We start from the raw sequence: 23,883 nt of genomic DNA, 5'->3' as shown, positions 1-23,883 counted from the left end.
ATTTACAAATAGCACGAGGAGGCACGATCCGTTCCTGTAAATTTTAAAGCGGCGAGCTTTCTTTGCTTCTTTATTTCGCGGAGAAAGAAAGAAGTTAAAATAATCGTTCCTTTAATATAAACAATTTATCTATGTGTTAAATTGATCCCTGCTTTAGGTTAGAAAGCCGATAGTCATATTAAATTTATACCAACACCCATGGAAACTTTTGCTTTCCCAATAAAAATAGAGCCTCTTATAGCCGAAAACCTCCTCTTTTTTGTCCAGAAAATTTATTTTGGACAGGTGTGACGTAAAATAAAATTGACTAAAATAAACGTTTTTAATACAAACACCATCGTAGATGCTAAAAGCGAAACGCCTGTTTTAGTGAAAAAGCCAATAATCACATTCCTTTATTTGTATCCTATGCCCGAATGGGTTAAATTTAAATTTTATTTTACGACATGAAGAAAACTGTATACGCATTAGCGCTTATTATTCCCTCTTTATTCGCTTGTAACAGCGGAGAAAAAGGGGCTGGTACAACCGATTCAGCGGCTTTTAAACAAATCGATGAAGCAAGTCTTGCACAATATGTGAAGGATTTATCGAGCGATAGCCTCGAAGGTAGAAAGCCATTTACCAAGGGAGAAGAAAAGACCATCCAGTATATCAAACGGGCTTTTGAAGACATAGGCCTCGAACCGGGGAATAAGGATAGTTATTTCCAGGAAGTGCCTATGGTGGAAATTAAATCAAATCCGAAAGCCATTCTGTCCTTTACGGGATCTAAAGGGAAAGTAGATTTTAAATTGCTAGACGAAGTTGTTTTAGGTAGTCGAAGAGTTCAGCCTGCTATTGAAGTTAAAAGCTCGGATGTGGTATTCGCCGGATTCGGTATCGTTGCTCCGGAGTTCAACTGGAATGATTATGCAGGACTCGATGTAAAAGGAAAAACAGTTGTGGTCATGGTAAATGATCCCGGATTTTACAACAAGGACCTATTCAAAGGAGAAACGATGACTTATTACGGTCGTTGGACTTATAAATTCGAAGAAGCGGCCCGGCAAGGTGCGACAGGCGTGTTGATTATTCATAATACAGAAGCTGCAAGTTACGGGTGGAACGTGGTAAGAAGCGGCTGGAGTGGACCGCAGCTCAATCTACAAACCGAAGACAATGGCGCTTCGAGATGTGCTTTTGAAGGTTGGTTAACTGCCGATGCCACCAAAAGGCTATTTGAACTTGCCGACGTGTCCATGGATGTTTTGGAGCAAGCTAAAAAGCCGGGGTTCAAGGCGGTAGACTTAAAGCTAACGACAGGCACCACCATTACGCAAGAAACGAAAAAGTCCATGTCCAATAACGTAGTAGCAAAATTAAAAGGAAGTAAACGTCCGGATGAATACATTATATACTCGGCACATTGGGATCACCTAGGCATCGGAGAGGCCATCGAAGGCGATTCTATTTATAACGGTGCGGTTGATAACGCCACCGGCGTAGCAGGTCTATTTGAGATTGCAAAAGCCTTTAAAGCTGCAAAGACAGCTCCTGAGCGTTCGGTACTTTTTATTGCTTTGACAGGCGAGGAAGAGGGATTATTGGGATCCGAGTTTTACGCAACCCATCCGATTTATCCATTGGCAAAGACAGTAGCCAACATTAATATGGATGCTTTAGCACCCATTGGCAGGACTAAAGATCTCATTGTAACCGGGCTCGGACAATCGGAAATGGACGACTATGCGGCAGTTGCAGCAAAAAAACAGGGAAGAACAATTAAACCGGATTCGAATCCATCTGCCGGACATTTCTTCCGTTCAGATCATTTCAATTTTGCAAAGGTTGGTATACCCGCATTATATCCAAGTACCGGCGATGATGTATTAGGAAAGGGCGAAGAATTTGGTTTAGCACAAAAAGAAGCATATAATGAAAAACGCTATCATCAACCTGCTGACGAATTCGATGACGCATGGAAGTTGGATGGTATGGTAGAAGATTTACGCTTATTCTTTGATGTGGGCTATACGCTGACTCAGGAAAGCAGCTTTCCAAAATGGAAAGAGGGCTCGGAATTCAAAGCGGCCGGTGAGAAACGCTAATTGCGTGTTGCCAGTTATGGGTTGAAAGCTTTTCGGAAACTTGTAACCCGTAACTGGCAACTAACTTATACTTAATATTCCGGCAATAGCGGTGCCGTTCCCATAATATCATCAATTTTCGCCAATAACTCAGGTGTTAATTTTGGAAGGATTTCCAAGGCCTTTAGATTTTCTTGAAGCTGGCTATCCTTTGTTGCACCAAGAATCGCGGTTGTCACATTTGAATTCGTAAGCGTCCAGGCAATGGAAAGAGTTGCCAAACTGGCCCCTAATTCATCGGCTACCTTTTTCAGGTTCTTCACAGCTCCGAGCTTTTGATCCGTATAGGACTTATCTTTCAGCCATTCATAGCCTTCCAGTGCCAAACGCGACCCCTCCGGAATGCCTTCATTGTACTTCCCGGTTAATAGCCCCGAAGCCAAGGGGCTCCAGATGGTAGTTCCCATGCCAAGATTACGGAAGATAGGCAAATAATCAACCTCTATTTTTTGTCGATGGAATAAGTTGTACTCAGGCTGCTCAACGGCCGGCGGTTCCAAGTTCAATTTGGCAGCAACGGCATAGGCCTCTACAATTTCCGCAGCGCTCCATTCACTGGTACCCCAATAGAGAACCTTCCCCTGCTGAATTAATGTGTTCATAGTACGAACCACTTCTTCCATCGGTGTATTTTTATCAGGACGATGGCAATAATAGAGATCAAGGTACTCAACCTGTAAACGTTGCAAGGCTTCGTGACAAGCTTCCACGATATGCTTGCGGCTTAATCCATACTGATTTGGCTTTTTATCGGGTCCTTTCCAGCCGAAGAAGACTTTACTGGAGACAACATAGGAAGAGCGCTCCCAGCTTTTTGCTTTTAACACCCTTCCCATCATTCTTTCTGATTCACCTCGTGAGTAAACTTCCGCATTATCAAAAAAATTAACCCCGGCGTCATAAGCGATACCCATTAGACGGTCACTTAAGGTATCATCCACTTGCCGCGCAAAGGTTACCCAAGAACCAAAGGACAGTGCACTTAACTGTAGCCCCGTACGGCCCATTCTTCTATATTCCATACTGTTATTGTTAACTGATTTCTGTAAAACTAATGAATGGCCGTAAAAGTTTTGAAAAAAACGGAAATGATGACAGGAAGCTGATTCGTTAGTAGAGAAATAGTTGAATGGGGAACTAAGCGTTTAAAAAAAATCACCCAGCCGAATAGTGACTGGGTGATCCATTTTCCGAGGTCTCTTTTCGTTAAAAATTAGTACCCTGGATTCTGTACTAGCTTTGCATTTCGATTCATTTCGTCGCGATGGATACTAATAAAGTACATTTTATCTAACCATTGGCGGTTTTCGATACCGGGATCGAGCTCCGAGGGCGTATACGTGTAATTATAATTTTCGGGGTCGTACTTATAAACACGCACCTGCTTACCATCTTTCAGCGTTCCAAATATGCGGATGATTCTGATTTTGTTTCCTAAAGTTGTAGGCGCAATCATCCATCTTCTCGCATCAAAGAAGCGATGTTCTTCGTAGGCTAACTCTACCCGTCTTTCATTTCTATAACGTTGCCGCAGTGCATCACCGGATTCGGTTACTGCCGGCATGCCTGCACGGAAACGAATTTTATTTAACCAGTTACGCGCCTCTCCATCTTCGCCCAATTCTATACAGGCTTCTACGTAGTTTAATACGGCTTCTGTGTACTTCAATACCGGCCAGGGGATAAATTGACGCGTGTTTTGGTCAACCACAGCCGGATCCGGATCGGTAAATTTGCGGAAGTAATAACCGGTATGCGTGCCGTTCCAATCTTCAATTGGACTGTTTCTGGTATCCAATCCATATTGCGTCACCACTTGTCCGGAAGCATTAGTTACCTGATACTGCCCTGTCTGTATCTGATTATTAGGATCGCGTCCTTTCACATCATCCGTACGTGGTTTCCAATCCGATCCATCGTGTAAAATGGTGGCATACATTCTGGGATCCCTATTTTGGTAAGGGGCGGCTTTATGTACGGGGTTATCCCAACTAAAGCGCGAGCCATCGATCATCTCGTAATCGTCTACCAAATTCTGTATTGGCGTATTTCCTGCCCAGTTATGATAACCATTCGGTCCATTATTTCTTCCGAGCCAGTTACCTGCCTCGTCTTTCAGGTCGACGAAAAAGCGTCCCAATAGTATTTCTCGTCCACCATCTCCCGCAACGGCCCTGCTACCACCCCCCAACGACAACACCATGTAGTTTTCCGTTCCTTCTTCCGGACTAACGGGACCCGTTAAGTCCATTTTATAGGCAAATGCCGACTGGTCCACTACGGCCTTTGCAGCATCTTTCGCTTTTTGCCAGCGCTCCATCCGATTTCCACTTACATAGCCCAAGTATTCCTTATTACTATAACCTGCTATGGTTGGGGATTTAGCGGAGGCCGTAGGTATATCATGTAAATCGCTCGCAGCATATACCAGTACTCGAGCCTTCAATGCCATCGCCGCCACATTGGTTGCCCTACCCGTGCTCGCTGTGAGCCCGTTCAATAAATTAATCGCCGTATCACAATCCGCTACGATGAAATTGACGCATTCCTCATACGTATTACGAGGAACGGTATAATCTGCTTCCCCTAATTCATAAGGACGATTAATGAGTGGCACTGCTCCATAAAAACGAAGCAATTGCTGATAATAATAGGCTCTTAAAAAGTGTGCTTCTCCCTTTAAACGCTCTACCAGGTTATTGGTATTTTCAAACTGTGGCGTCGCTAGATTTTTCAAGGCAATATTGGTTGCCCGGATGCGCATGTAGAGCGAATCCCATAGATACGTTCTCTTGATCATCCCTTGATCAGCGGGGTTTGAACGAGATTCTGTAATGGTATTTATTCCTCTTCCGGGATGGGTAAACATCGATTCGTCGGTCATGGACGACTGCATTTCTTCTTCAAAGCCCCCCTGCCCGATTCCATTATACATCTCAAGGATAAATGCTTCTGCCAGACCGGCATCACTCCATACCACTTGTTGAGGCACTTCGGTCATCGGCTCCGTGTTCAAAAAATCAGTTTTACAGGAGACTATTCCCAGTAAAAACAAGGCTATAACACCTAATATTCTATATGACTTCTTCATGATTTCTTTCATTAAAAGGTTACCGCCAATCCTGTATTAATAATGCGTGATTGCGGATAATACTGTCCCAATACGTTGGTTGATTCCGGATCATAAGCCTTCATTTTACTGAAGGTTAGCAAATTGAATCCACTTACGTATACCCTCAGGTTACTGATCCCTATTTTTTCGCCGATTGTGGTTGGCAGGGTATAGCCTAATTCCAGATTCTTCAAGCGGATATAGTTAGTGCTTTGCAACCAATAGGTATTGTTATAGGAATAGTATTGATCGCTCCGATCTGTAATGCGTGGATGTTCGCTGCTTGGGTTGTCAACCGTCCATCTGTTTTCGTAAAATTCCAATAAGTAGTTCCCGATGGCCCCCGATTCGTCCGAACCGACCCGGAGTTCACCACCCATAGCACCTTGGAATAAGATAGTCAGGTCGAAGTTTTTATATTGCATACCAATATTCAAACCACCCTGAAAAGTAGGCTGTCTATTCTTATCACGCCGAACACGGTCGTCCGGTGTAATTTTTCCATCTCCGTCAAAATCTTGATACTTCATGTCCCCCGGACGTAGGTTATTGGTAATCGCACTATAATCCAATGTATTAGCCGCAATATCAGCCTCATCGCGGAACACACCGTCATAAATATAATATAGTTGAGCATCTGTTACCCTTCCCGTTGTACGCTGCCATTCAGGTGCCCCCGGTGCTTCGTCCCAAAACTTGATTTTGTTTTTGGTATAACCTCCATTGACGTTAATGTTATACTTAAAATCTCCTGCTGCACCATTATAACCAATATTGAACTCCCATCCTTTGTTATCCACTTTTCCGATATTTTCAGCAGGTAGTGTCATACCGGTACTTTGCGGTATCGAAGCATTTCGCTGCCATAAAATATTCGAACGTTTATTCATAAATACATCAAACTCAAAATTGATCTTACCATCGAGGAGCTGACCGTCCAAACCTAAGTTATAATTATCAGCAACTTCCCATGTTACCATTGTGTTAGGAACACGCGATTCATATAATGATTTAACCAATAAACCATCAACGATATAGGTGCCGTATCCATAGGTTGAGTAATACTGGTATTCTTGCAATCTAGCGTCATCCTCTAAGTATTGCCCTTCTGCGTAGTTATTTTTGAAGTATATATTATCATTACCCATTCGACCCCATGAACCGCGGAGCTTTAAATAGTTGATGAAAGAAATATTCTCTTTCCAGAAATTCTCTTCTGAGATTCGCCAACCTGCGAGAACACCCGGGAAGAAGCCGAAACGACTGTTTTCCGGGAACATATAAGAGCCATCGTATCGCCATAGAAATTCAGCAATATATTTTTCTTTATAGTTATATCCAACCCTACCAAAATAATTCAGTCTTGCGCGTTTCCAGGCTCCGCCGTTGTTATTCTTTTCGCGCTCTCCTCCTGCGATCAGCTGATCAATAGCGGTTGAAATAAAATAGCGTCTGTAGGCATTGAAGTTTTCGTTATCGATCGTTTCGCGGTTCACCCCTGCCATTACATTAAAGGTATGATCACCGAAAGAGCGGTCGTAATTCAAAACACCTCCGAGAAGAATGTTTAATTGATCTTCGTTTGCCTGTGTCAAGCGAGGATCGGCAGGGCCACGTCTACCACGCACCAGTTGCGGTGTTACCCCATCGTCTTCATATGCTCCTTGCCAAGTATAAAGATTCCAGGGAGTCTCCCATTTCTTCGATTGCTTGATATATTTATCAATGGCCGCCGTACCTGTAAATTTCAACCCTTCAATCCAAGGGAAGGTAATATCGACCTGGCCATTTGTTTGAAAAAAGTACTGCTTATTATTGTCGTAACCGGTTTGGTCGGTTGTGATCACTACGGGATTCTCTCCGTTTTCTATATCAGGACCGGGTAAACCATTTGGCCAAAAGGCAGGCATGGTAGGATTACCACGCATCAACATCCTGAAAATAGTTCCGGCGGATTTAGTTGGGTAATTCCTGTTTTCCTGACGTCCCAATACACCGATTTTCGTTGTCACATACTTACTGATTGTTGCGTCGAGGTTGATCCGCAGATCATATTGCTTATAGCCGGTAGCTGAATTTTTGTAGTAACCATCTTGATTTTGATAACCGATGGACGTTAAATATTTAAAGTTATCAGAACCACCGGTCAACTGTACATTATGTCTTGCCTGAGGCGACCAATTTTTCAGCGTAGCATCGTACCAATCGGTATTGGGATGTCCCCATGGGTCGGACCCATCTTTGAATTTTTCGAAATCTGCCGGAAGAAATGGTGCGGTAAGAACCGATCCGTTGGAGCGCGTGTAGGAGCCTGTTTCTCTAAAGGCGCTGTTTGCTGCCTGCCATTCGTTCACAGGAAGTTTAAAAACCTCCAGTTCATTCCGCATTTCGGCATACTGCGCAGCGTCTGCCAATTCGGGGATCACCGTTGGTTGCGCAAAGCCTTGATTGTAGGTATAAGATAGAAGAGGTCGGCCGGACTTACCTCTTTTGGTTGTTACTAGTATGACCCCGTTAGCAGCACGAGCACCATAAATAGCTGCTGCAGCATCTTTCAACACCGAAATGTTATCTATATCTGCCGGATTCAGCCGTTCAATCCCCCCTTGTCTTGCCGGTATACCGTCAATAACAATGAGCGGGCTACTATTTCCCAAGGTATTTGTTCCCCGGATCTTAATGTTAGAACCATCACCTCCCGGCTCGCCGCTGCTTTGAGTTGCGATGACACCAGGCATTCTACCTGCCAATGAATTTGAGACATTGAGCGAAGGTGACTTGACCAATTCTTCACTTTTTACTGATACGACCGAACCGGTAACGGTTTCTTTCTTTTGTGTTCCATAACCCACCACCACGACCTCGTCGAGATTGGCAATATCGTCCTGAAGGGTGACGGTTATTGATTTGCGGTTATTTACGGGCTCTTCCAGTGTTTTATAGCCCACCATGGTAAAAACCAAGGTAGCATTAGCCGGCACCCCCTCTAAGCTAAATTTCCCGTCGACATCGGTAGTTGTTCCTTTTTGTGAGCCCTTTACCAATACACTTACACCGGGTATTCCCTCGTTGCCTGTCATGGAATTGACTTTTCCGGTGATTGTTGATTGTTGCTTAACGGCCGAGAGATTATCCTTAACTTCCCTCGCTAGCCAATTGGTTTTTGCCAAAGCTTCATAAGGTGCGTGAAATCCCGCTACCAAAAGAGCCCCGCATAATACACGCTTAAAATCACTTCGATTTAAGTTCATAATAGCTGGTTTGTTTATAATGTTAAAAGTCTATAATTGTACTAATCACAATTATTCCGCGCGACTAGTAGAATCATATGTTAGTTTATTGGTTTTTGTAAATTCTAATAAAGTTCTAATTCGGTTGCCGTAAACATAAACAATGATCCTATAGGATGCAAGAAAAAATTAGAAATTGTGTATAAGTTACAATAAGTAGTAAAGAAGTATTTTTACTTATGGAAAAAAGAGAAACGTCCTGTTCGAGGGATTGGAAAATATCTACAAAAAAAAGCGATTCGTGGATGAATCACTTTGCAGAAAGGAGGGCCTTTGGCTTACATAAGGCGCACCTTAACAATTAATTACTCAAAAACAACCGTTTTATTACCGGTTACAAAGACTCTGTCCTCGATAATCAACGACAGTGCTTTACTTAAAACCGCCTTTTCTATTTCTTTTCCTGCTTTGCGCATATCGTCAGCTGTATACGTATGGTTGACCGGTTTTACGTCTTGTGCAATAATCGGTCCTTCATCCAGATCGTCTGTTACAAAATGGGCCGTAGCACCGATAATTTTTACCCCGCGGGTATATGCTTGCTGATAGGGGTTCGCTCCAATGAAGGCCGGTAAGAAGGAATGATGAATGTTGATGATCTTTCCTTGATAATGCGCGATAAAAACAGGTGATAAAATGCGCATGAACTTGGCTAATACAACATAATCCGGACTGTAGCTATAAATTGTTTTATGCAGCTCCTTTTCAAATTCATCCTTTGTTTTCCCTTCATGGCTTACAAAGTGATAAGGTACATTAAAACGCTCGGTAAAAGACCGCAGGTGATCGTAATTTCCGATAACGCAACAGACATCGGCACCCAGTGTATTGAAAAAATAGCGCACCAGTGTATCGCCCAAGCAGTGCGGTTCTTTGGTGACCAGTATGGCAAGGCGCTTCTGTTTTGGCGGATTCACCTTTACAGAAGCACCTTTAGGTAGGATCATCAATAACTCCTGCATTAATTTTTCAGGGTCAACGGCCTTTCCCATGCAAACGATGCGCGAAAAAAAACGTTTGGTACTTTCGTCCACATACTCACGCATGGTAGTTATATTCAAACCATATTTTGCTACGACGTGTGCGATGGACGAAACTAAACCGACCGCATCGGTACAGTGAACAAGTATCAGGGTCTGTTCCATTTCGTTAAACCGCTGCCTTCAATTCATCGGCAAGCTTAGCGGCCGCAGCCTCTTCTTCTAAAACATCCTGCTCGATACGTAGGTTGTTCACGATATGTTTTTGCCGATCCGGCGTATTTTTACCCATATAGTATTCAAGCAATTGCTGAATTTTCTGATCTTTGGACAAGATCACAGGATCTAAGCGCATGTCTTTACCAATGAAAAGACCAAACTCATCGGGCGAAATCTCTCCCAATCCTTTAAATCGGGTAATTTCCGGCTTGCCACCTAATTTTATAATCGCCCGTTGACGCTCTTCATCACTATAGCAATAGATCGTTTCCTTTTTGTTTCTCACCCGGAATAAAGGGGTTTGCAAAATAGAAACATGTCCTGCCTTTACCAAATCAGGAAAAAATTGCAGGAAAAAGGTCATTAACAATAGGCGTATGTGCATTCCGTCAACATCTGCATCTGTTGCAATCACAATATTATTGTAGCGGAGACCGTCTATACCATCCTCAATATTCAGGGCATGTTGGAGTAAATTAAACTCTTCGTTCTCATACACCACCTTTTTCGTTAGCCCAAAGGCGTTCAAGGGCTTCCCCTTCAAACTAAATACCGCTTGTGTTTGTACGTCCCTGGATTTGGTAATAGAACCACTGGCAGAATCACCTTCGGTTATAAATAAGGTAGTTTCCTGATTACGCTCGTTTTTATCGTCATAGTGAATCTTACAGTCGCGTAACTTTCTATTATGCAGGGAGGCTTTTTTTGCCCGCTCGTTGGCCAATTTCTTGATGCCGGCTATGTCCTTACGTTCCCGTTCAGATTGTAGAATACGCTTCAATAAAGCGTCCGCCGTATCGGGATGTTTGTGCAAGTAATCGTCCAGCGATTTCTTTACAAAGTCGTTAATAAAGGTGCGCACGGTTGGTCCATCGGGGCCGATACTTTGCGATCCCAGTTTAGTTTTCGTTTGCGATTCAAAAACAGGTTCCTGCACTTTGATGGCAATGGCCCCAATTACGGAAGCCCTGATATCCGATGCATCAAATTCCTTTTTATAGAACTCACGTACGGTTTTCACGACAGCCTCTCTGAAGGCAGCCTGATGCGTACCCCCTTGCGTAGTATGCTGCCCATTTACGAAAGAGTAATACTCTTCTCCATATTGTTGCCCATGTGTCAACGCGATCTCAATATCCTCTCCCTTTAAGTGAATAATGGGATAGCGCATACCTTCCACATCAATATTACGCTCTAATAAGTCGCGCAAGCCATTTTCCGAAACAAATTTTTGTCCGTTGAAATTTACCGTCAATCCCGTGTTCAGGAACACGTAATTCCAAATCATATTTTCAACGAACTCGGGCCTATATTTATAGTTTCTAAAGATGCTATCGTCTGGAACAAAGGTGACCGCGGTGCCATTGCGCTGCGTGGTTTCTTTTTCCTCATCTTTCAAGAGTTCTCCTTTGCTGAATTCAGCAATACGCGTACGACCCGCTCGATACGATTGTACGACAAAGGATGAAGAGAGCGCGTTGACTGCTTTCGTACCGACTCCGTTTAGTCCCACCGATTTTTGAAAAGCTTTGCTATCATATTTTCCACCTGTATTGATCTTGGAGACAACATCAACCACACTTCCGATCGGAATACCACGACCGTAATCGCGTACGGAGACTTTTAACTCACTGACACTGATATCGATTGTTTTTCCCGCCCCCATTACAAATTCATCAATGGAGTTATCAACCACTTCTTTCAAAAGCACATAAATTCCATCATCGTATGCTGATCCATCGCCCAACTTACCGATATACATACCTGGCCGCAACCGGATATGTTCTTTCCAATCGAGCGAGCGTATACTGTCTTCGTTGTAATTTGTCATATTTTAGTTATCAGTTATCCGCAACCAGCCATCAGCTGTATTACTTCATTACTTTATTGACTACTAAATATCAATCGACCATTGGCTAATAATTACATAGCTCATTGGCTAATTGTACCTATCTTCCAAAATCATCTTGCACCCGTACGATATCATCTTCATCCGAAGGATTATCGATATCTGTATGTTGCCATATTTCTGCCAACACACCCCATCCGTCTAAGCCTACCAAACGATGGCGCTCTCCTTTTTCAAGCTTGATGACATCACCGGGATGTTTTGTCTTCACTTCATTCTCCACGTCTGTATCACTTATTACCACACCAACGTCTCCTTTAACAACTTGCCATATCTCCGCACGGCGGTGATGGTATTGCCATGACAAACGTTTTTGTGGTGCTACAACTAATATTTTTGGACTTAATTTCCCTGATATTTTTAGGTCTTGCACATTCAGCCCGTTGAAGTATGTATCTGCAAACTGTTGCGCCTGGTTCTCGTCGATCACAAAAAAACCACCCCATGGACGTGTCTGATCCTGTTTATCGATGTGAAAACCCTGTTTTTTAAGTGTTTCTTCTATTTCGGCAAAAATTTCCTGTTTAGCTATGTCTGTCATGGTTCTTATTTTTTGCTAAGATAATGAGTTTTTTTGAATTCAAAGGTTATCTTCCCTACACCCCAGGTTAAGGTTTGCGTCTTAATTCGTTTTGCTCGTATTCGTATTTCAAAAATATTATGCTTGCATAATAAAAAATCAGTAAATTTGGAACAAACCCTAGCATTATGAATTTCGAATTAACTGAAGAACAATTGCTTATCAGAGACGCAGCACGCGATTTTGCTCAAACTGAACTAAAACCCGGTGTAATAGAACGTGATGAAAAACAACAATTTCCAGCAGACCAAGTCAAAAAACTTGGCGAATTAGGTTTTCTTGGGATGATGACCGATCCTGCCTATAATGGGGCAGGACTTGATACAGTCTCTTATGTGCTCGTTATGGAAGAATTGTCTAAAATTGATGCATCGACTTCCGTTGTCGTATCAGTAAACAATTCCCTGGTATGTTACGGCTTAGAGAAATTCGGATCAGAAGAGCAGAAAGAAAAATACCTAAAGCCACTGGCTGCGGGAACACAGATCGGTGCTTTTTGTCTCTCCGAGCCCGAAGCCGGCTCGGATGCCACTTCGCAAAAAACGATTGCGGAAGATAAGGGAGACTACTACCTACTTAACGGAACTAAAAATTGGATTACCAATGGGAGCAACGCTGCTGTGTATCTCGTAATCGCACAAACACACCCCAACCTTGGGCATCGCGGGATCAACGCTTTCATCGTAGAAAAAGATTCCCCTGGATTCACAATTGGGCCCAAGGAAAATAAGCTGGGAATACGGGGCTCAGACACCCATTCCTTACAATTTTCGGATGTCAAAGTACCAAAGGAAAACAGAATTGGAGCAGACGGTTTTGGCTTTAAATTCGCCATGAAAACGTTAGAAGGCGGCCGAATCGGCATAGCAGCGCAGGCATTAGGTATTGCCTCCGGTGCTTACGAGCTAGCGCTCAAATACGCAAAGGAAAGAACAACCTTTGGAAAACCCATTGCCGAGCATCAAGCCATTCAATTCAAGTTGGCAGACATGTATACGCAAATAGAAGCTGCACGTTTGTTGTGCCTGAAGGCCGCATGGCTGAAAGATCAGCATCAACCCTATGCGGAAGCTGCGGCGGTGGCTAAACTTTTTGCCTCTGATACGGCCATGCGCATAACCGTAGAAGCGGTACAGATTCATGGAGGCTATGGTTTTGTGAAGGAATATCATGTTGAGCGGCTCATGCGCGATGCCAAGATAACGCAAATCTATGAGGGCACCTCAGAAATCCAGCGTATGGTGATTGCTCGGTCTATATTAAAAGAGGGCTTTTAGTATCACTTCTAATAATAAGCGAAAGATTAGTATTTTAGCGGCATGGATATTGAACGATATCCGAATGCTTAATAATAATACGATGAATATTGCGCGTTTTCTTTTCCTTAGCTTGTTCACAGCCCTCGCTTTTACAAGTTGCACAGACAAAACAAACCAGCTTACCAACGGTGTGTGGAGAGGTGCTTTACAAACGGATAATTCGGTGGATATCCCCTTCAATTTCGAAATATATGATTCCTTGGGGGTTAAACAAATGGCCTTTTTGAACGGGAAAGAGCGTTTGAATATCAATGAGATAGAAGAAACCGCTGATTCCGTTTTTATAAAGACCCCACTTTATGAAAGTGAGATCAGGGCTGTAAAAACGGCAAATGGATTACAGGGAAAATGGATTAAGCATTTACCAAACAAAACGATTTCCATGCCCTTCATGGCTGAATCCAACCAATCGTTTCGCTTTGTGAAGGAAGAGAATTCAGGTGTCATTAATATGACGGGCAGATGGTCTGTTCAATTTTATAAAAATAATGGCACCGATACGACTTTTGCGGTAGGCGAATTTGAGCAATCCGGCAATCAAGTGAATGGATCGTTTCTTACAACAACTGGAGACTATCGTTTTCTAAGTGGTGTAGTGGATAACAAAACATTTATGGTATCCGCTTTCAGCGGCTCTAGCCCTGTATTATTCACGGGAGATCTAACTGATGGCAGTGATATTATTAAAGGCAAGATGTATGCCGGACCGAGCTCCGTGATGAATTGGTCGGCCAGACGTGACGAAGATGCGATGTTGCCCGATGCTTACAAGATTGCCGGGCTAAAACCCGGAAACGATCGCATAACGTTCAGCTTTCAGGATCTTGACGGCAATAAAGTCTCGTTAAGCGACGATCGTTTTAAAGATAAAGTGGTAGTGGTTCAGTTTTTGGGATCGTGGTGCCCCAATTGTATGGACGAGACCGCTTTTCTAGCACCGTTCTATGAAAAATATAAGAACAAAGGTTTGGAGATTATCGGCTTGGCCTATGAACGTTATAAAGAAATGGACAAGGCCAAAGCAGCTGTTTTGAACTTAAAAAATCGATTTAAAGTGAACTATCCGATCCTCTTAACCGGTTATACAAACGATAAAGGGCAAGTGGAAGAAAGTATACCGGCATTGGATAATTTTTCTGCCTTTCCTACCACCATCATCATCAAGAAGGACGGCACGGTTGATAAAATCCACACCGGCTTCAGCGGGCCAGCAACAGGAAAACACTATACCGAGTTCACTCAAGAGTTCGAAAAAGAAATCAATAAACTGTTAGCTGAATAAAGTCGTATATAATGTCAAGAAACTCCCTCTTCATTTCTATTACCTGTTTGCTCTTGAGTTGTTGGTCTTGCGCAACAACGAAACATGTCGATATTCCTCCGGTTAATATATACGCCAACGCACCGAACGCGGATGTTTACCACGCTTCTTATCCGCTTAAAATAAGTATAAAGCATACCGACTTAGACCTTCGTTTCGACTGGGAACGGGCGCGCGTATTCGGAAAGGCAACACTTACGCTACAAAGTTATTTTTACCCACAAGATTCGGTCATACTGGATGCCAACGGCTTCGAAGTAAAAGCGGTCATGCTGCTGCAAGATGCGGCGAGGAAAAAGTTACCTTTCACCTATGACGGAAAGAAGCTTGCCATTGCCTTGGATAGAAAATATAACCGTGATGAGCTCTTTAAAATATTTATTGAATATACCGCCAATCCCAATCAGTTGGAAGTAGGAAAAGATATTGCTTCGCCCGATGATCGAGGGTTATACTTCATCCAGCCCGATGAACTAGCAGGCATTCCAAGACAACTATGGTCTCAGGGCGAAACCGAATGCAATTCTAATTGGTTCCCGACGATTAACAACACCATGCTGAAAATGACGCAACAAATTGCGCTAACGGTTCCTGATTCGATGATTACCCTATCAAATGGCTTATTAAAGCAATCGAAAAGAAATAACGATGGTACGAGAACCGATATTTGGAAGCAGGAGCTGCCACACGCGCCGTACTTGGTCATGATTGCGGCAGGAAACTTTAAAATTGTCAAAGATCAATGGCGCGGAAAGGAGGTGAGCTATTACATGGAACCGAAATACGCGCCATATGCCTCCATGATTTTTGGAAAAACACCTGAAATGCTCGAATTCTATTCGAAAAAATTGGGCGTGGATTATCCCTGGGATAAATATGCTCAGATTGTCGTGCGGAACTTTGTAAGTGGGGCCATGGAGAATACATCGGCTTCGGTATTCTTTGATCGAATGAATATGACGCCGGCTGAATATAAGGATGAAACGTATGAAGATATTGTTGCTCACGAGTTATTCCATCACTGGTTCGGCGATTTAGTAACCGCTGAATCCTGGGCCAATTTACCACTCAACGAGTCGTTTGCCACCTATGGCGAATACTTATGGCTGGAACACAAGTATGGAAGAGAAGAGGCGGATATGCATGCATTGAATGACGAGCTAGCTTATTTTGCGAAGGACAAAAACAAAGAGCTCGACCTTATTCGATTTAACTATGCGGATCGGGAACAGATGTTTGATGAAGTGTCTTACCAAAAAGGAGGGCGTATTCTTCATATGTTAAGGGAAACCGTTGGCGATGACGCCTTTTTTGCGTCACTTCAACTTTATTTAAAAAAACATGCCTATCAGTCTGTTGAGGTCCATGATTTACGCCAAGCTTTTGAGCAAGTCACAGGACAAGATCTTAATTGGTTTTTTGATCAGTGGTTTTTGGCCGCCGGTCATCCGCTTTTGGAAATAAAAACGCACTATCAAGACAGCACAAAACAGGTGATTGTACAAATTGCTCAAAAGCAGGACTTAGCTAGTATGCCGCTCTATAAACTACCTATTGCGATTGACATCTATGTAGATGGTCATGTTGATCGTCAAACGGTTACACTAACTAAACAGGAGCAAACTTTTCACTTGCCGGCCACTAAAAGTCCACAATTAATTAATTTTGATGCAAAAAAGTGTATCCTTGGGAAGAAAGAGCAAAGTAAATCGCTTGACGAATGGGCTTATCAATACAAACACGCCCCCTTGTTTATGGATCGCTTTGAAGTATTGGAAAACCTGAATGATGTATTGGATAGTGCTAAAGCGAAGGAGATCGTTGTTGCGGCTTTAACCGATAGTGCCTGGATGATACGCTTGATGGCGCTTGGCGCGATTGAAAAATTCACAAAGGACGAGTTAAAGCAGATTTACCCTACCGTAAAAAAAATGGCAACAGCCGACGAACGTTCTTATGTTAGAGCCAGTGCTGTGATGCTGTTACGCACCCTCTTTCAAAACTATGATAATAAAGAGATATTTAAGATAGCATCTCAAGATGATGCACCAAGTGTACAGCAAGCACTTCATATGAAATAATCGAGAGCTAGGCGAGCGTGCCTGTTTTTGTCGCTTGCCGCAAGGCTGCCTGTGCAATGCGTATTTCATGAAATTCTACTTGCCGATCAAGCAGCTCGCGAATTTCGGTAATTGTTTTTTGAGGATATTGCTTCAACAAGGGTATGATAATTTCAAGTTTACGGGTAGACATGAGATCACTCGCCTGCAAATCGGTGCCGATGAAATTTGTTAAATGCGCTATAACGGTACCGGTTGTAAGTCCTCTCAGCGTAGCTATCTCATCAATTGTATGTCCGTTTTTAAAGAGTTTGAGACTAATCTGTTTCGTTTCACCAACGACCGACTTGTTCTTTTTGGGTTGTTGTTCATTTTTTACCTGAAGATGTTGTTGTTGGTGCTTGGCCACCTCATAGATCAAATCTTGTATATTTCTTCCTTCACGAATGGCTTGCGTAATAAACGTGCTTTGCCTGATTTGTTCTTGTTTCCGCCGGTAGGTCAACAATAAGTCTGCCAACTCTTTCTGATATTTTTTATTCTTCTTTTTAGCAGCCCATGCATCCATATGTTGTTGAAGGGGGGTGATAAGCTCCTCCTCTAAACTTTTGAGGAACCAAGCAGCGGCCTTTTGAGTACGTTCATGAATGAGTTCAATGTTTAAATCATCTAAATGCCGGAATTCCTTATTTAACCAGGCATTAAACTTCTCTGCAACTTCAAATTGCTGATTGCAAGTATAGCATATGGCGTCGATTTTCTTATATGCAAGGCTCTTATCGGGAATGTTCTTGGTTAGTACATCGTTTTTGAAGGTATTAGTTTCAAGCGCCAAAGTACCCCAGGAAAAAGCTTTGCTAAGATTATTCAAAAGATAGGATTTCTGCTCTTGCAGTAGCACTTCTGCAATCTCATCCTCCGATAAAACACGACTGGAAAAGGCCACGACATGTGGATCCGTATGGATACTTGCCGGCGAAATCTTTGATCGGAGGACCAATCCTTCCAATCCCGTTAACCGACTTAGCGCAACGTACACCTGCCCGGCGGCAAAGCTGGATCCGGCATCAATAACCGCCTTATCAAAGGTTAGGCCCTGACTTTTATGAATAGTGACGGCCCAAGCTAAACGAATAGGATATTGCTTGAAGGTTCCCAGTGTTTCTTCGCTGATTTTATCGCTTTGCTTATCGTAATTATAACGAAGGTTTTTCCATTCCTCTTGTTCGACCGTGAATAGTTCCTTCTCTCCGGGAAAACGAACTTTTATTTCTCCATGTCGAGCATCAATTTTGTCGACTACGCCAATTTTTCCGTTAAAGTAACGTCGGTCTTCTCCTTTGTCATTTTTTATAAACATAATTTGGGCACCTTCTTTAAGGTACAATCTACCCTCGGTAGGAAAAGAGTTCTCTGAAAAATCACCTTTGATGGCAGCTTCGAAGCAAACAGCGTGCCCCGGTAAGGACTCTAATTTACGTTGATTGATTTGCTCCGCAATATGGTTATGCGAACTCAAAGTAATGAAGGTTTCGCTCGGCGAAGGACTAAAGTCGGGCTTATAATGCGCATTCAACCTATCCAGCTCCTCTCCTGAACAGCAGTTGTTTCGAATATTATTGAGCAGAGAAATAAAACGTGCATCTTTTTGTCGATAAATCTTATTCAGTTCCAACAAAACCGGTGGAGCTTCCTGCATAACATGGGCATCAAAAAAGAAAGGACTTCTGTAATGCTGATATAGCAAGTTTTGCTCATGACTCTTAACCACAGGAGGCAATTGGTACAGATCACCAATGAATAACATCTGAACGCCACCGAAAGGACTTGCATTGCGTCTGGCCCATCTCAAGATTGTATCAATAGCGTCAAGTGTGTCAGCCCGCAACATAGATACTTCATCAATGATTAATAGATCGAGTTCCTGTAAAATGGCTCGTCGTTGTTTAGTGAGTTTTACTTTTCCGAAAAGGCGTTGTTTGTTGTAGATCAAATCGCTCGGATCGTTCCAATCAAGTGTATAATCAGCCAAATACATACCGAAAGGCAAGAAAAAAAGCGAATGGAGTGTGGTTCCGCCCGCATTAATAGCCGCTACACCCGTAGGAGCTACCACGGCAAGCTTCTTATACGTATGTTCTTTTATATACCGAAGGAAGGTGGTTTTTCCCGTCCCCGCTTTGCCGGTTAGAAACACCGGACGATTGGTGTGGTTGATAAAGGAAACCGCTTGCGCGAAGGTGGTATTATGGGCATCGAAATTCGACATGATTGGGTAAATGTTGATGAATGCGGCTCTTAAAATAAGGAAATTTTACCAACTTACCTAAAAGATGGGAATAATAAAGCAAACTCCGTATAGCTACCCAGTGCTGAGCGAACGGTAATTTGGATGCGATGTAAGTCGAATATCTGCTTACTCAAATGCAGCCCGATACCGTGTCCCGGTATGGCCTGATTCTTCGGACTGCGATAAAACAAGTTAAAGATCTGCGCTAATTCGCTCGGATCTATTCCTGTTCCCCTGTCTTTGATTATCAGCTGTAGATGCTGTTCATGCTCGCTTAATTGTACGAAAACAGGTTGATTGTCTGAAAACTTAAGTGCATTGTCGACCAAGTTGCCGATTGCGATCATTAGCAAGTCGCGATTACCCGACACTTCCAATAGGTGGGGCTTTTGTTCCACTTGATCCAAGTCGATGTGTATAAATGCCTCGGGATGGGTAATACTTGTTTTTTCCAGTAGATCCCATAATAATTCATCCACACGAAGGGGGGCAAATGGCACATCGGAAGAAGCTTCCAAGCCCGATAGAAGTAGTAAACCTTCCAAAATAGATTTAATATGAAGGGCATCGACATGTATTGAACCCATCTGTGTCCGGTACTCGTCCGGTGTCCGGGGACGCGATAAGGTGATCTCCAGGTTGCTAATAATCGCTGCCAAAGGTGTTTTCAATTCATGCGAAGCGTGTTTTAGAAAGCTGCGTTGGCTGTCTACCCCCTTTTCCAATCGTTCCAGAAAGCGATTAAACGCTTCGGTTAGTGCGGTAAGCTCGTCTTTCTCTTTTGTGCCTACAGCCAACCGGGCGTGTAAATTCTTCGCCGTAATAGAATTTACGTCCTGAATTAGCTGAGAAAAAGGGCGGAATGTTTGCTTCGCCAGTAAGTGCGTAAACAGGAAGCTTAGGCAAACACCCAATAATAAGGATATCAAGAGATAGCGTTTTAATTTATCGAGCTGAGCCAACCCCTCCTTATCCGTGTCGGAAGCAACAACAACATAATCCCCCTCATTGTCGCGATAAAAGATACCTGCAAATTGACGTTCATTATCAGTGAAATATAAAACTTTCTTTTGTCGTACATGACCGAGTACTTCATCTGATAGTTGATATTGAAGGGTATCGTACTCGAAGACCATGCGGTTGCTTTTATCGAAGAATCGAATAGATTCTCGGTGAATTTCACGATATCGCTGCTCAATCAGCTCATATTTTTGCGCATTTAGTTCATCCTTCTCCAAATGAAAAAAAGCCGCTGTGAAGGCCCTCGATTGTAATTGTTGAAAAAATGAATGCTTAACATGTTGCCTGAATAGTAGATAGGTCCCCGTAAACGTGATTCCTAAAATAAGCGTAACAATAAGCGTTGAGTTCCAAGCGAGTTTTAACCTCAGCGTCATTCTTCTTTTTGTTTAAGCATGTACCCCCTCCCCTTCACAGTATGGATGAGGGGCGCGGCAAAGCCCTTATCAATTTTATTTCGCAGATAATTAATATATACATCTACCACATTGGTATGCGTATTAAAATGGATATCCCATACCGCTTCTGCAATCTGCGTGCGGGAAACCACTCGTTCTCGATTGTTTAGCAGGAATAGTAAAAGCTTATATTCACGAGGTGAAAGCAGAATATTCTTCCCGGCACGTTTTGCTCCCTGTTCCGCAATATTGACTTCAAGATCTGCGTATTTTTGTACATCCAGAATACCTTTTTCAAAAGATTTTCGTCGTAATTGCGCGTTAATGCGTGCAAGTAGCTCTTCGAAATGAAAAGGCTTTCCGAGGTAATCATCCGCTCCTGCCTGGAGTCCTTTTACCTTTTCCTCCGGATTATCCAAAGCGCTCAAAATAATTAAAGGACTTGTAATTTTTCGTTCGCGAATAGCAGTGCATATCTGGAATCCGGATACGTCGGGAAGCATGATATCCAGTATAATCAGATCAAAGTAAATATCTTGCGTCACTGCCAGGGCTTCGTAGCCGCTCGAAACACATTTTACGGAGAAAAGCTGTTCCTCCAATCCCTTTCGAATAAAACTAGCCAAGCGCCTGTCATCTTCTATCAGCAATATTTTTACCATATGCTTCCTTTTGTATAATGCAAAGTAATCACATTGTGAACTTAAATCAAATTAGATTATTCTAATAATAAAGGCTTAGCGATTGCATCATTGAACAGCGAAAAAGTTAGTGGGACGATGAAAACTATTTCACTAGTTTATTATTATGGTCCGGAAAAACCAAAATCGGTTCGTGCTTTTTGGCTTCCTCCATAGGGAGTTGGCAATAAGAAATGATAATCACAATGTCGCCTACTTGAACTAAGCGCGCGGCAGCTCCATTCAAACATACAATACCGGAACCACGTTCGCCTTTTATAACATAGGTTTCAAAGCGTGCACCGTTGTTATTATTTACGATCTGCACCTTCTCGTTCGGAATAATATTAGCCGCCTCTATTAAATCTTCATCAATCGTAATGCTACCCACATAGTTGAGTTCTGCCTGAGTAACCTTTACGCGATGAATTTTCGATTTCAACACCTCGATAATCATGGCACAAAGATACGCATTTTGTTATTTAATCTATCACAGATGCGCTGCTATTCGGAAATATGATCTATAGATTACCATTAGAGGTGTAGGGTGGGAGGTGGGAGGTATAAGGTTTTAGGCATTAGGCTTCAGGAGTTAGAACGCCAAAGCTAACAGCTAACACCTAAGAGCTTATAAAAGCCTTATTTCAACACTATATTATCAATTAAACGGACACCATCCACCCAAGCGGCCAATATAACCACAAGCGGCCTTAGGTCCTGTTGTTTTCTATCAATTTCCGATAAGTCACTCGGATTACAGATTGCGAAGTATTCCAATTCAACACCTTCCACTTTATCCAGGAAACTTAGTGCTTCCTCCTTTGCCTGTAAGGGGCCTGTGCCCTTTTCAAACGCTTGTTTTATCATGAACAATGCTTTTGATAAAGAAAGTGCTTGTTTTCTACCATTGGATGAGAGTCGTACATTGCGGGAGCTTTTCGCCAATCCATCCGCATCCCTTACGGTATCCACCATTTGCAGGCGCAGCGGTAGATGAAGCTTATCCACCATATACTGAATCACCATACACTGCTGAAAATCTTTCTGTCCAAAAAAGGCGATCGAGGGCTTAACAATATCAAAGAGTTTGTACACCACCTGTGTAACGCCTTGATAATGTCCGGGTCTTTTTGCTCCCTCCCAGATTTTGTCGAGTCGACCCAGATCGAAGAACCAAGGTTCGTCATTCGGTGGATACATCTCTTCCACCGTAGGTAAAAACAGGACATCACAGTTCACCGATTGAAGGAGTGCCACATCCTTTTCGATAGGTCTCGGATACTTTTCCAAATCAGCCGGATCATTAAACTGTGTTGGATTAACAAATATACTACAAACGGTAATATCGGTTGCGCGCTTGGAATGCTCAATCAAAGTTAAATGACCTTCGTGTAAAGCCCCCATGGTAGGCACGAAACCTATTGTTTTATCCTTTGAACTGAACGCTGATAGATGGGCTTTCAGCGCAATTTTTGTAGTAAAGATTTCCAATTTTTTTGTTATTAAAACAAGGAGGTAAAGTTGAACATTTTAAACCTAACTACAAAGGTTTTTTTATAAATCGTTGATATATCATAAGATAATGCGTATATTTGCAGACCGATTTTCATTAGAGCAATTATTTTAATGACTAATAAACTATCAAAAATAGGTTTAGCTGGCTCATACCGGTATGATTCATTGTGTTTGATAGTCTCACATTTCAAAAATTCTAAAATATAATTTATTGGAGATGGCAAAAACGAAGATATTGTACATTACCCACGAGATGTCGCCTTTCCTCGAACTAAGCAAAATTTCTGAGATAACAAGAGAGTTACCCCAGGCCATGCAGGAAAAAGGGTTTGAAATACGGATTTTAATGCCTCGCTTTGGCAATATTAATGAGCGCAGGAACCGTTTACATGAAGTGATCAGGCTTTCGGGGATGAATATTGTAGTGGACAATAACGACAACCCCCTTATTATCAAAGTTGCATCCATCCCAGCTGCCCGTATGCAGGTTTACTTTTTGGATAACGAAGAGTATTTCCAACGTAAACATGTATTTACCGACAAAGAGGGTAAGTTCTTTAAGGATAACGACGAGCGTGCCATCTTTTTTTGTAAAGGGGCATTGGAGACTGTTAAAAAATTGGGATGGTCTCCCGATGTAGTGCATTGTCATGGCTGGATGACGGCTTTGATTCCTGCCTATGTGAAAACGGCCTATAAAGATGATCCAACCTTTAAAGACACAAAAATCATCTATTCGCTGTATGCAGATAAATTTGAGCATGCTTTGCACGAGCGTTTTGCAGATAAAGCACTTACGGGAAACATGCATGCAGAAGATTTATCAAGCTATGATTCATCAGACTATTATGGTTTGTACAATGGCGCACTTCACTATACCGATGCGGTTGTTTTATCCGAAGAAAACATCGATGAAAAACTGTTAAATATTGTTAAAAAGAGCGAAATTCCGATAACTGACTGCAGAAATGATGCAGAATTCGAAAATTATTCCAACCTTTACGAGCAATTTTCCAATGAAGAATTGGAAACTGTGGCTTAGCGAGGAAGGCTGAACTGCA

16 protein-coding genes are annotated in these 23,883 nt (G+C 42.5%); 5 read left to right on the top strand and 11 right to left on the bottom strand.

What is annotated here, in order from left to right; all coding sequences use genetic code 11:
• The first annotated feature begins 446 nt into the window (after positions 1-446).
• Positions 447-2,090 carry a M28 family metallopeptidase gene (locus FKG96_RS05195; RefSeq protein ID WP_149105166.1) on the top strand — a complete coding sequence of 548 codons (1,644 nt, stop codon included), beginning with the start codon at positions 447-449 and terminating at the stop codon, positions 2,088-2,090.
• 71 nt (positions 2,091-2,161) lie between these two features.
• On the opposite strand, the gene FKG96_RS05190 is transcribed toward FKG96_RS05195, so the two are convergent.
• The 6 genes from FKG96_RS05190 to FKG96_RS05165 all read right to left on the bottom strand — a co-directional run bounded on the left by FKG96_RS05190 (position 2,162) and on the right by FKG96_RS05165 (position 12,180).
• Positions 2,162-3,151: an aldo/keto reductase gene (locus FKG96_RS05190; protein WP_130854447.1), complete on the bottom strand. Its 990-nt coding sequence runs from the start codon at positions 3,149-3,151 to the stop codon at positions 2,162-2,164.
• 191 nt (positions 3,152-3,342) lie between these two features.
• Positions 3,343-5,220, bottom strand: a complete 1,878-nt coding sequence (locus tag FKG96_RS05185; protein ID WP_013664937.1) for a RagB/SusD family nutrient uptake outer membrane protein — start codon at positions 5,218-5,220, stop codon at positions 3,343-3,345.
• An 11-nt stretch (positions 5,221-5,231) separates the two neighbouring features.
• Positions 5,232-8,492: a TonB-dependent receptor gene (locus tag FKG96_RS05180; RefSeq protein WP_013664936.1), complete on the bottom strand. Its 3,261-nt coding sequence runs from the start codon at positions 8,490-8,492 to the stop codon at positions 5,232-5,234.
• A 344-nt stretch (positions 8,493-8,836) separates the two neighbouring features.
• Positions 8,837-9,676, bottom strand: a complete 840-nt coding sequence (gene purU, locus FKG96_RS05175; RefSeq protein WP_130854448.1) for a formyltetrahydrofolate deformylase — start codon at positions 9,674-9,676, stop codon at positions 8,837-8,839.
• A 4-nt stretch (positions 9,677-9,680) separates the two neighbouring features.
• Positions 9,681-11,561 carry a DNA topoisomerase IV subunit B gene (locus FKG96_RS05170; protein ID WP_013664934.1) on the bottom strand — a complete coding sequence of 627 codons (1,881 nt, stop codon included), beginning with the start codon at positions 11,559-11,561 and terminating at the stop codon, positions 9,681-9,683.
• A 118-nt stretch (positions 11,562-11,679) separates the two neighbouring features.
• Positions 11,680-12,180, bottom strand: coding sequence for a phosphomannose isomerase (locus tag FKG96_RS05165; protein ID WP_013664933.1), 501 nt, complete (start codon positions 12,178-12,180; stop codon positions 11,680-11,682).
• A gap of 167 nt (positions 12,181-12,347) precedes the next feature.
• Here FKG96_RS05165 and FKG96_RS05160 point away from each other — a divergent pair, with 167 nt between their 5' ends.
• The 3 genes from FKG96_RS05160 (at position 12,348) to FKG96_RS05150 (ending at position 16,940) form a co-directional block, all read left to right on the top strand.
• Complete coding sequence (locus FKG96_RS05160) at positions 12,348-13,496, top strand: acyl-CoA dehydrogenase (protein ID WP_130854449.1); 1,149 nt, start codon at positions 12,348-12,350, stop codon at positions 13,494-13,496.
• Between the two features lie 82 nt (positions 13,497-13,578).
• Positions 13,579-14,820, top strand: a complete 1,242-nt coding sequence (locus FKG96_RS05155) for a peroxiredoxin (RefSeq protein WP_013664931.1) — start codon at positions 13,579-13,581, stop codon at positions 14,818-14,820.
• Positions 14,821-14,831: 11 nt separating this feature from the next.
• Positions 14,832-16,940, top strand: coding sequence for a M1 family metallopeptidase (locus FKG96_RS05150; RefSeq protein ID WP_130854450.1), 2,109 nt, complete (start codon positions 14,832-14,834; stop codon positions 16,938-16,940).
• A gap of 7 nt (positions 16,941-16,947) precedes the next feature.
• On the opposite strand, the gene FKG96_RS05145 is transcribed toward FKG96_RS05150, so the two are convergent.
• The 5 genes from FKG96_RS05145 to panC all read right to left on the bottom strand — a co-directional run bounded on the left by FKG96_RS05145 (position 16,948) and on the right by panC (position 22,798).
• Positions 16,948-19,188 carry a helix-turn-helix domain-containing protein gene (locus tag FKG96_RS05145; protein ID WP_130854451.1) on the bottom strand — a complete coding sequence of 747 codons (2,241 nt, stop codon included), beginning with the start codon at positions 19,186-19,188 and terminating at the stop codon, positions 16,948-16,950.
• 53 nt (positions 19,189-19,241) lie between these two features.
• On the bottom strand, positions 19,242-20,606 hold the full coding sequence (locus FKG96_RS05140; protein ID WP_130854452.1) for a HAMP domain-containing sensor histidine kinase: 1,365 nt from the start codon (positions 20,604-20,606) through the stop codon (positions 19,242-19,244).
• Positions 20,603-21,289, bottom strand: a complete 687-nt coding sequence (locus FKG96_RS05135; protein WP_130854453.1) for a response regulator transcription factor — start codon at positions 21,287-21,289, stop codon at positions 20,603-20,605. Before FKG96_RS05135 ends, FKG96_RS05140 begins: the two co-directional genes overlap by 4 nt.
• 124 nt (positions 21,290-21,413) lie before the next feature.
• Positions 21,414-21,764 (bottom strand): aspartate 1-decarboxylase, encoded by a 351-nt coding sequence (gene panD / locus FKG96_RS05130; protein WP_013664926.1) that lies wholly within the window; start codon positions 21,762-21,764, stop codon positions 21,414-21,416.
• Positions 21,765-21,946: 182 nt separating this feature from the next.
• Complete coding sequence (gene panC, locus FKG96_RS05125) at positions 21,947-22,798, bottom strand: pantoate--beta-alanine ligase (protein WP_130854454.1); 852 nt, start codon at positions 22,796-22,798, stop codon at positions 21,947-21,949.
• A 241-nt stretch (positions 22,799-23,039) separates the two neighbouring features.
• Between panC and FKG96_RS05120 the strand changes: the two genes are divergently transcribed.
• Positions 23,040-23,864: a glycogen/starch synthase gene (locus FKG96_RS05120; protein ID WP_013664924.1), complete on the top strand. Its 825-nt coding sequence runs from the start codon at positions 23,040-23,042 to the stop codon at positions 23,862-23,864.
• Positions 23,865-23,883: the final 19 nt, after the last annotated feature.

Origin of the sequence: Olivibacter sp. LS-1 (assembly GCF_008245145.1) — a bacterium.
Lineage (GTDB): Bacteria > Bacteroidota > Bacteroidia > Sphingobacteriales > Sphingobacteriaceae > Olivibacter > Olivibacter oleidegradans.
The sequence above is the reverse complement of the archived record's forward strand: the minus strand, read 5'-3'. Positions and strand labels throughout refer to the sequence as shown.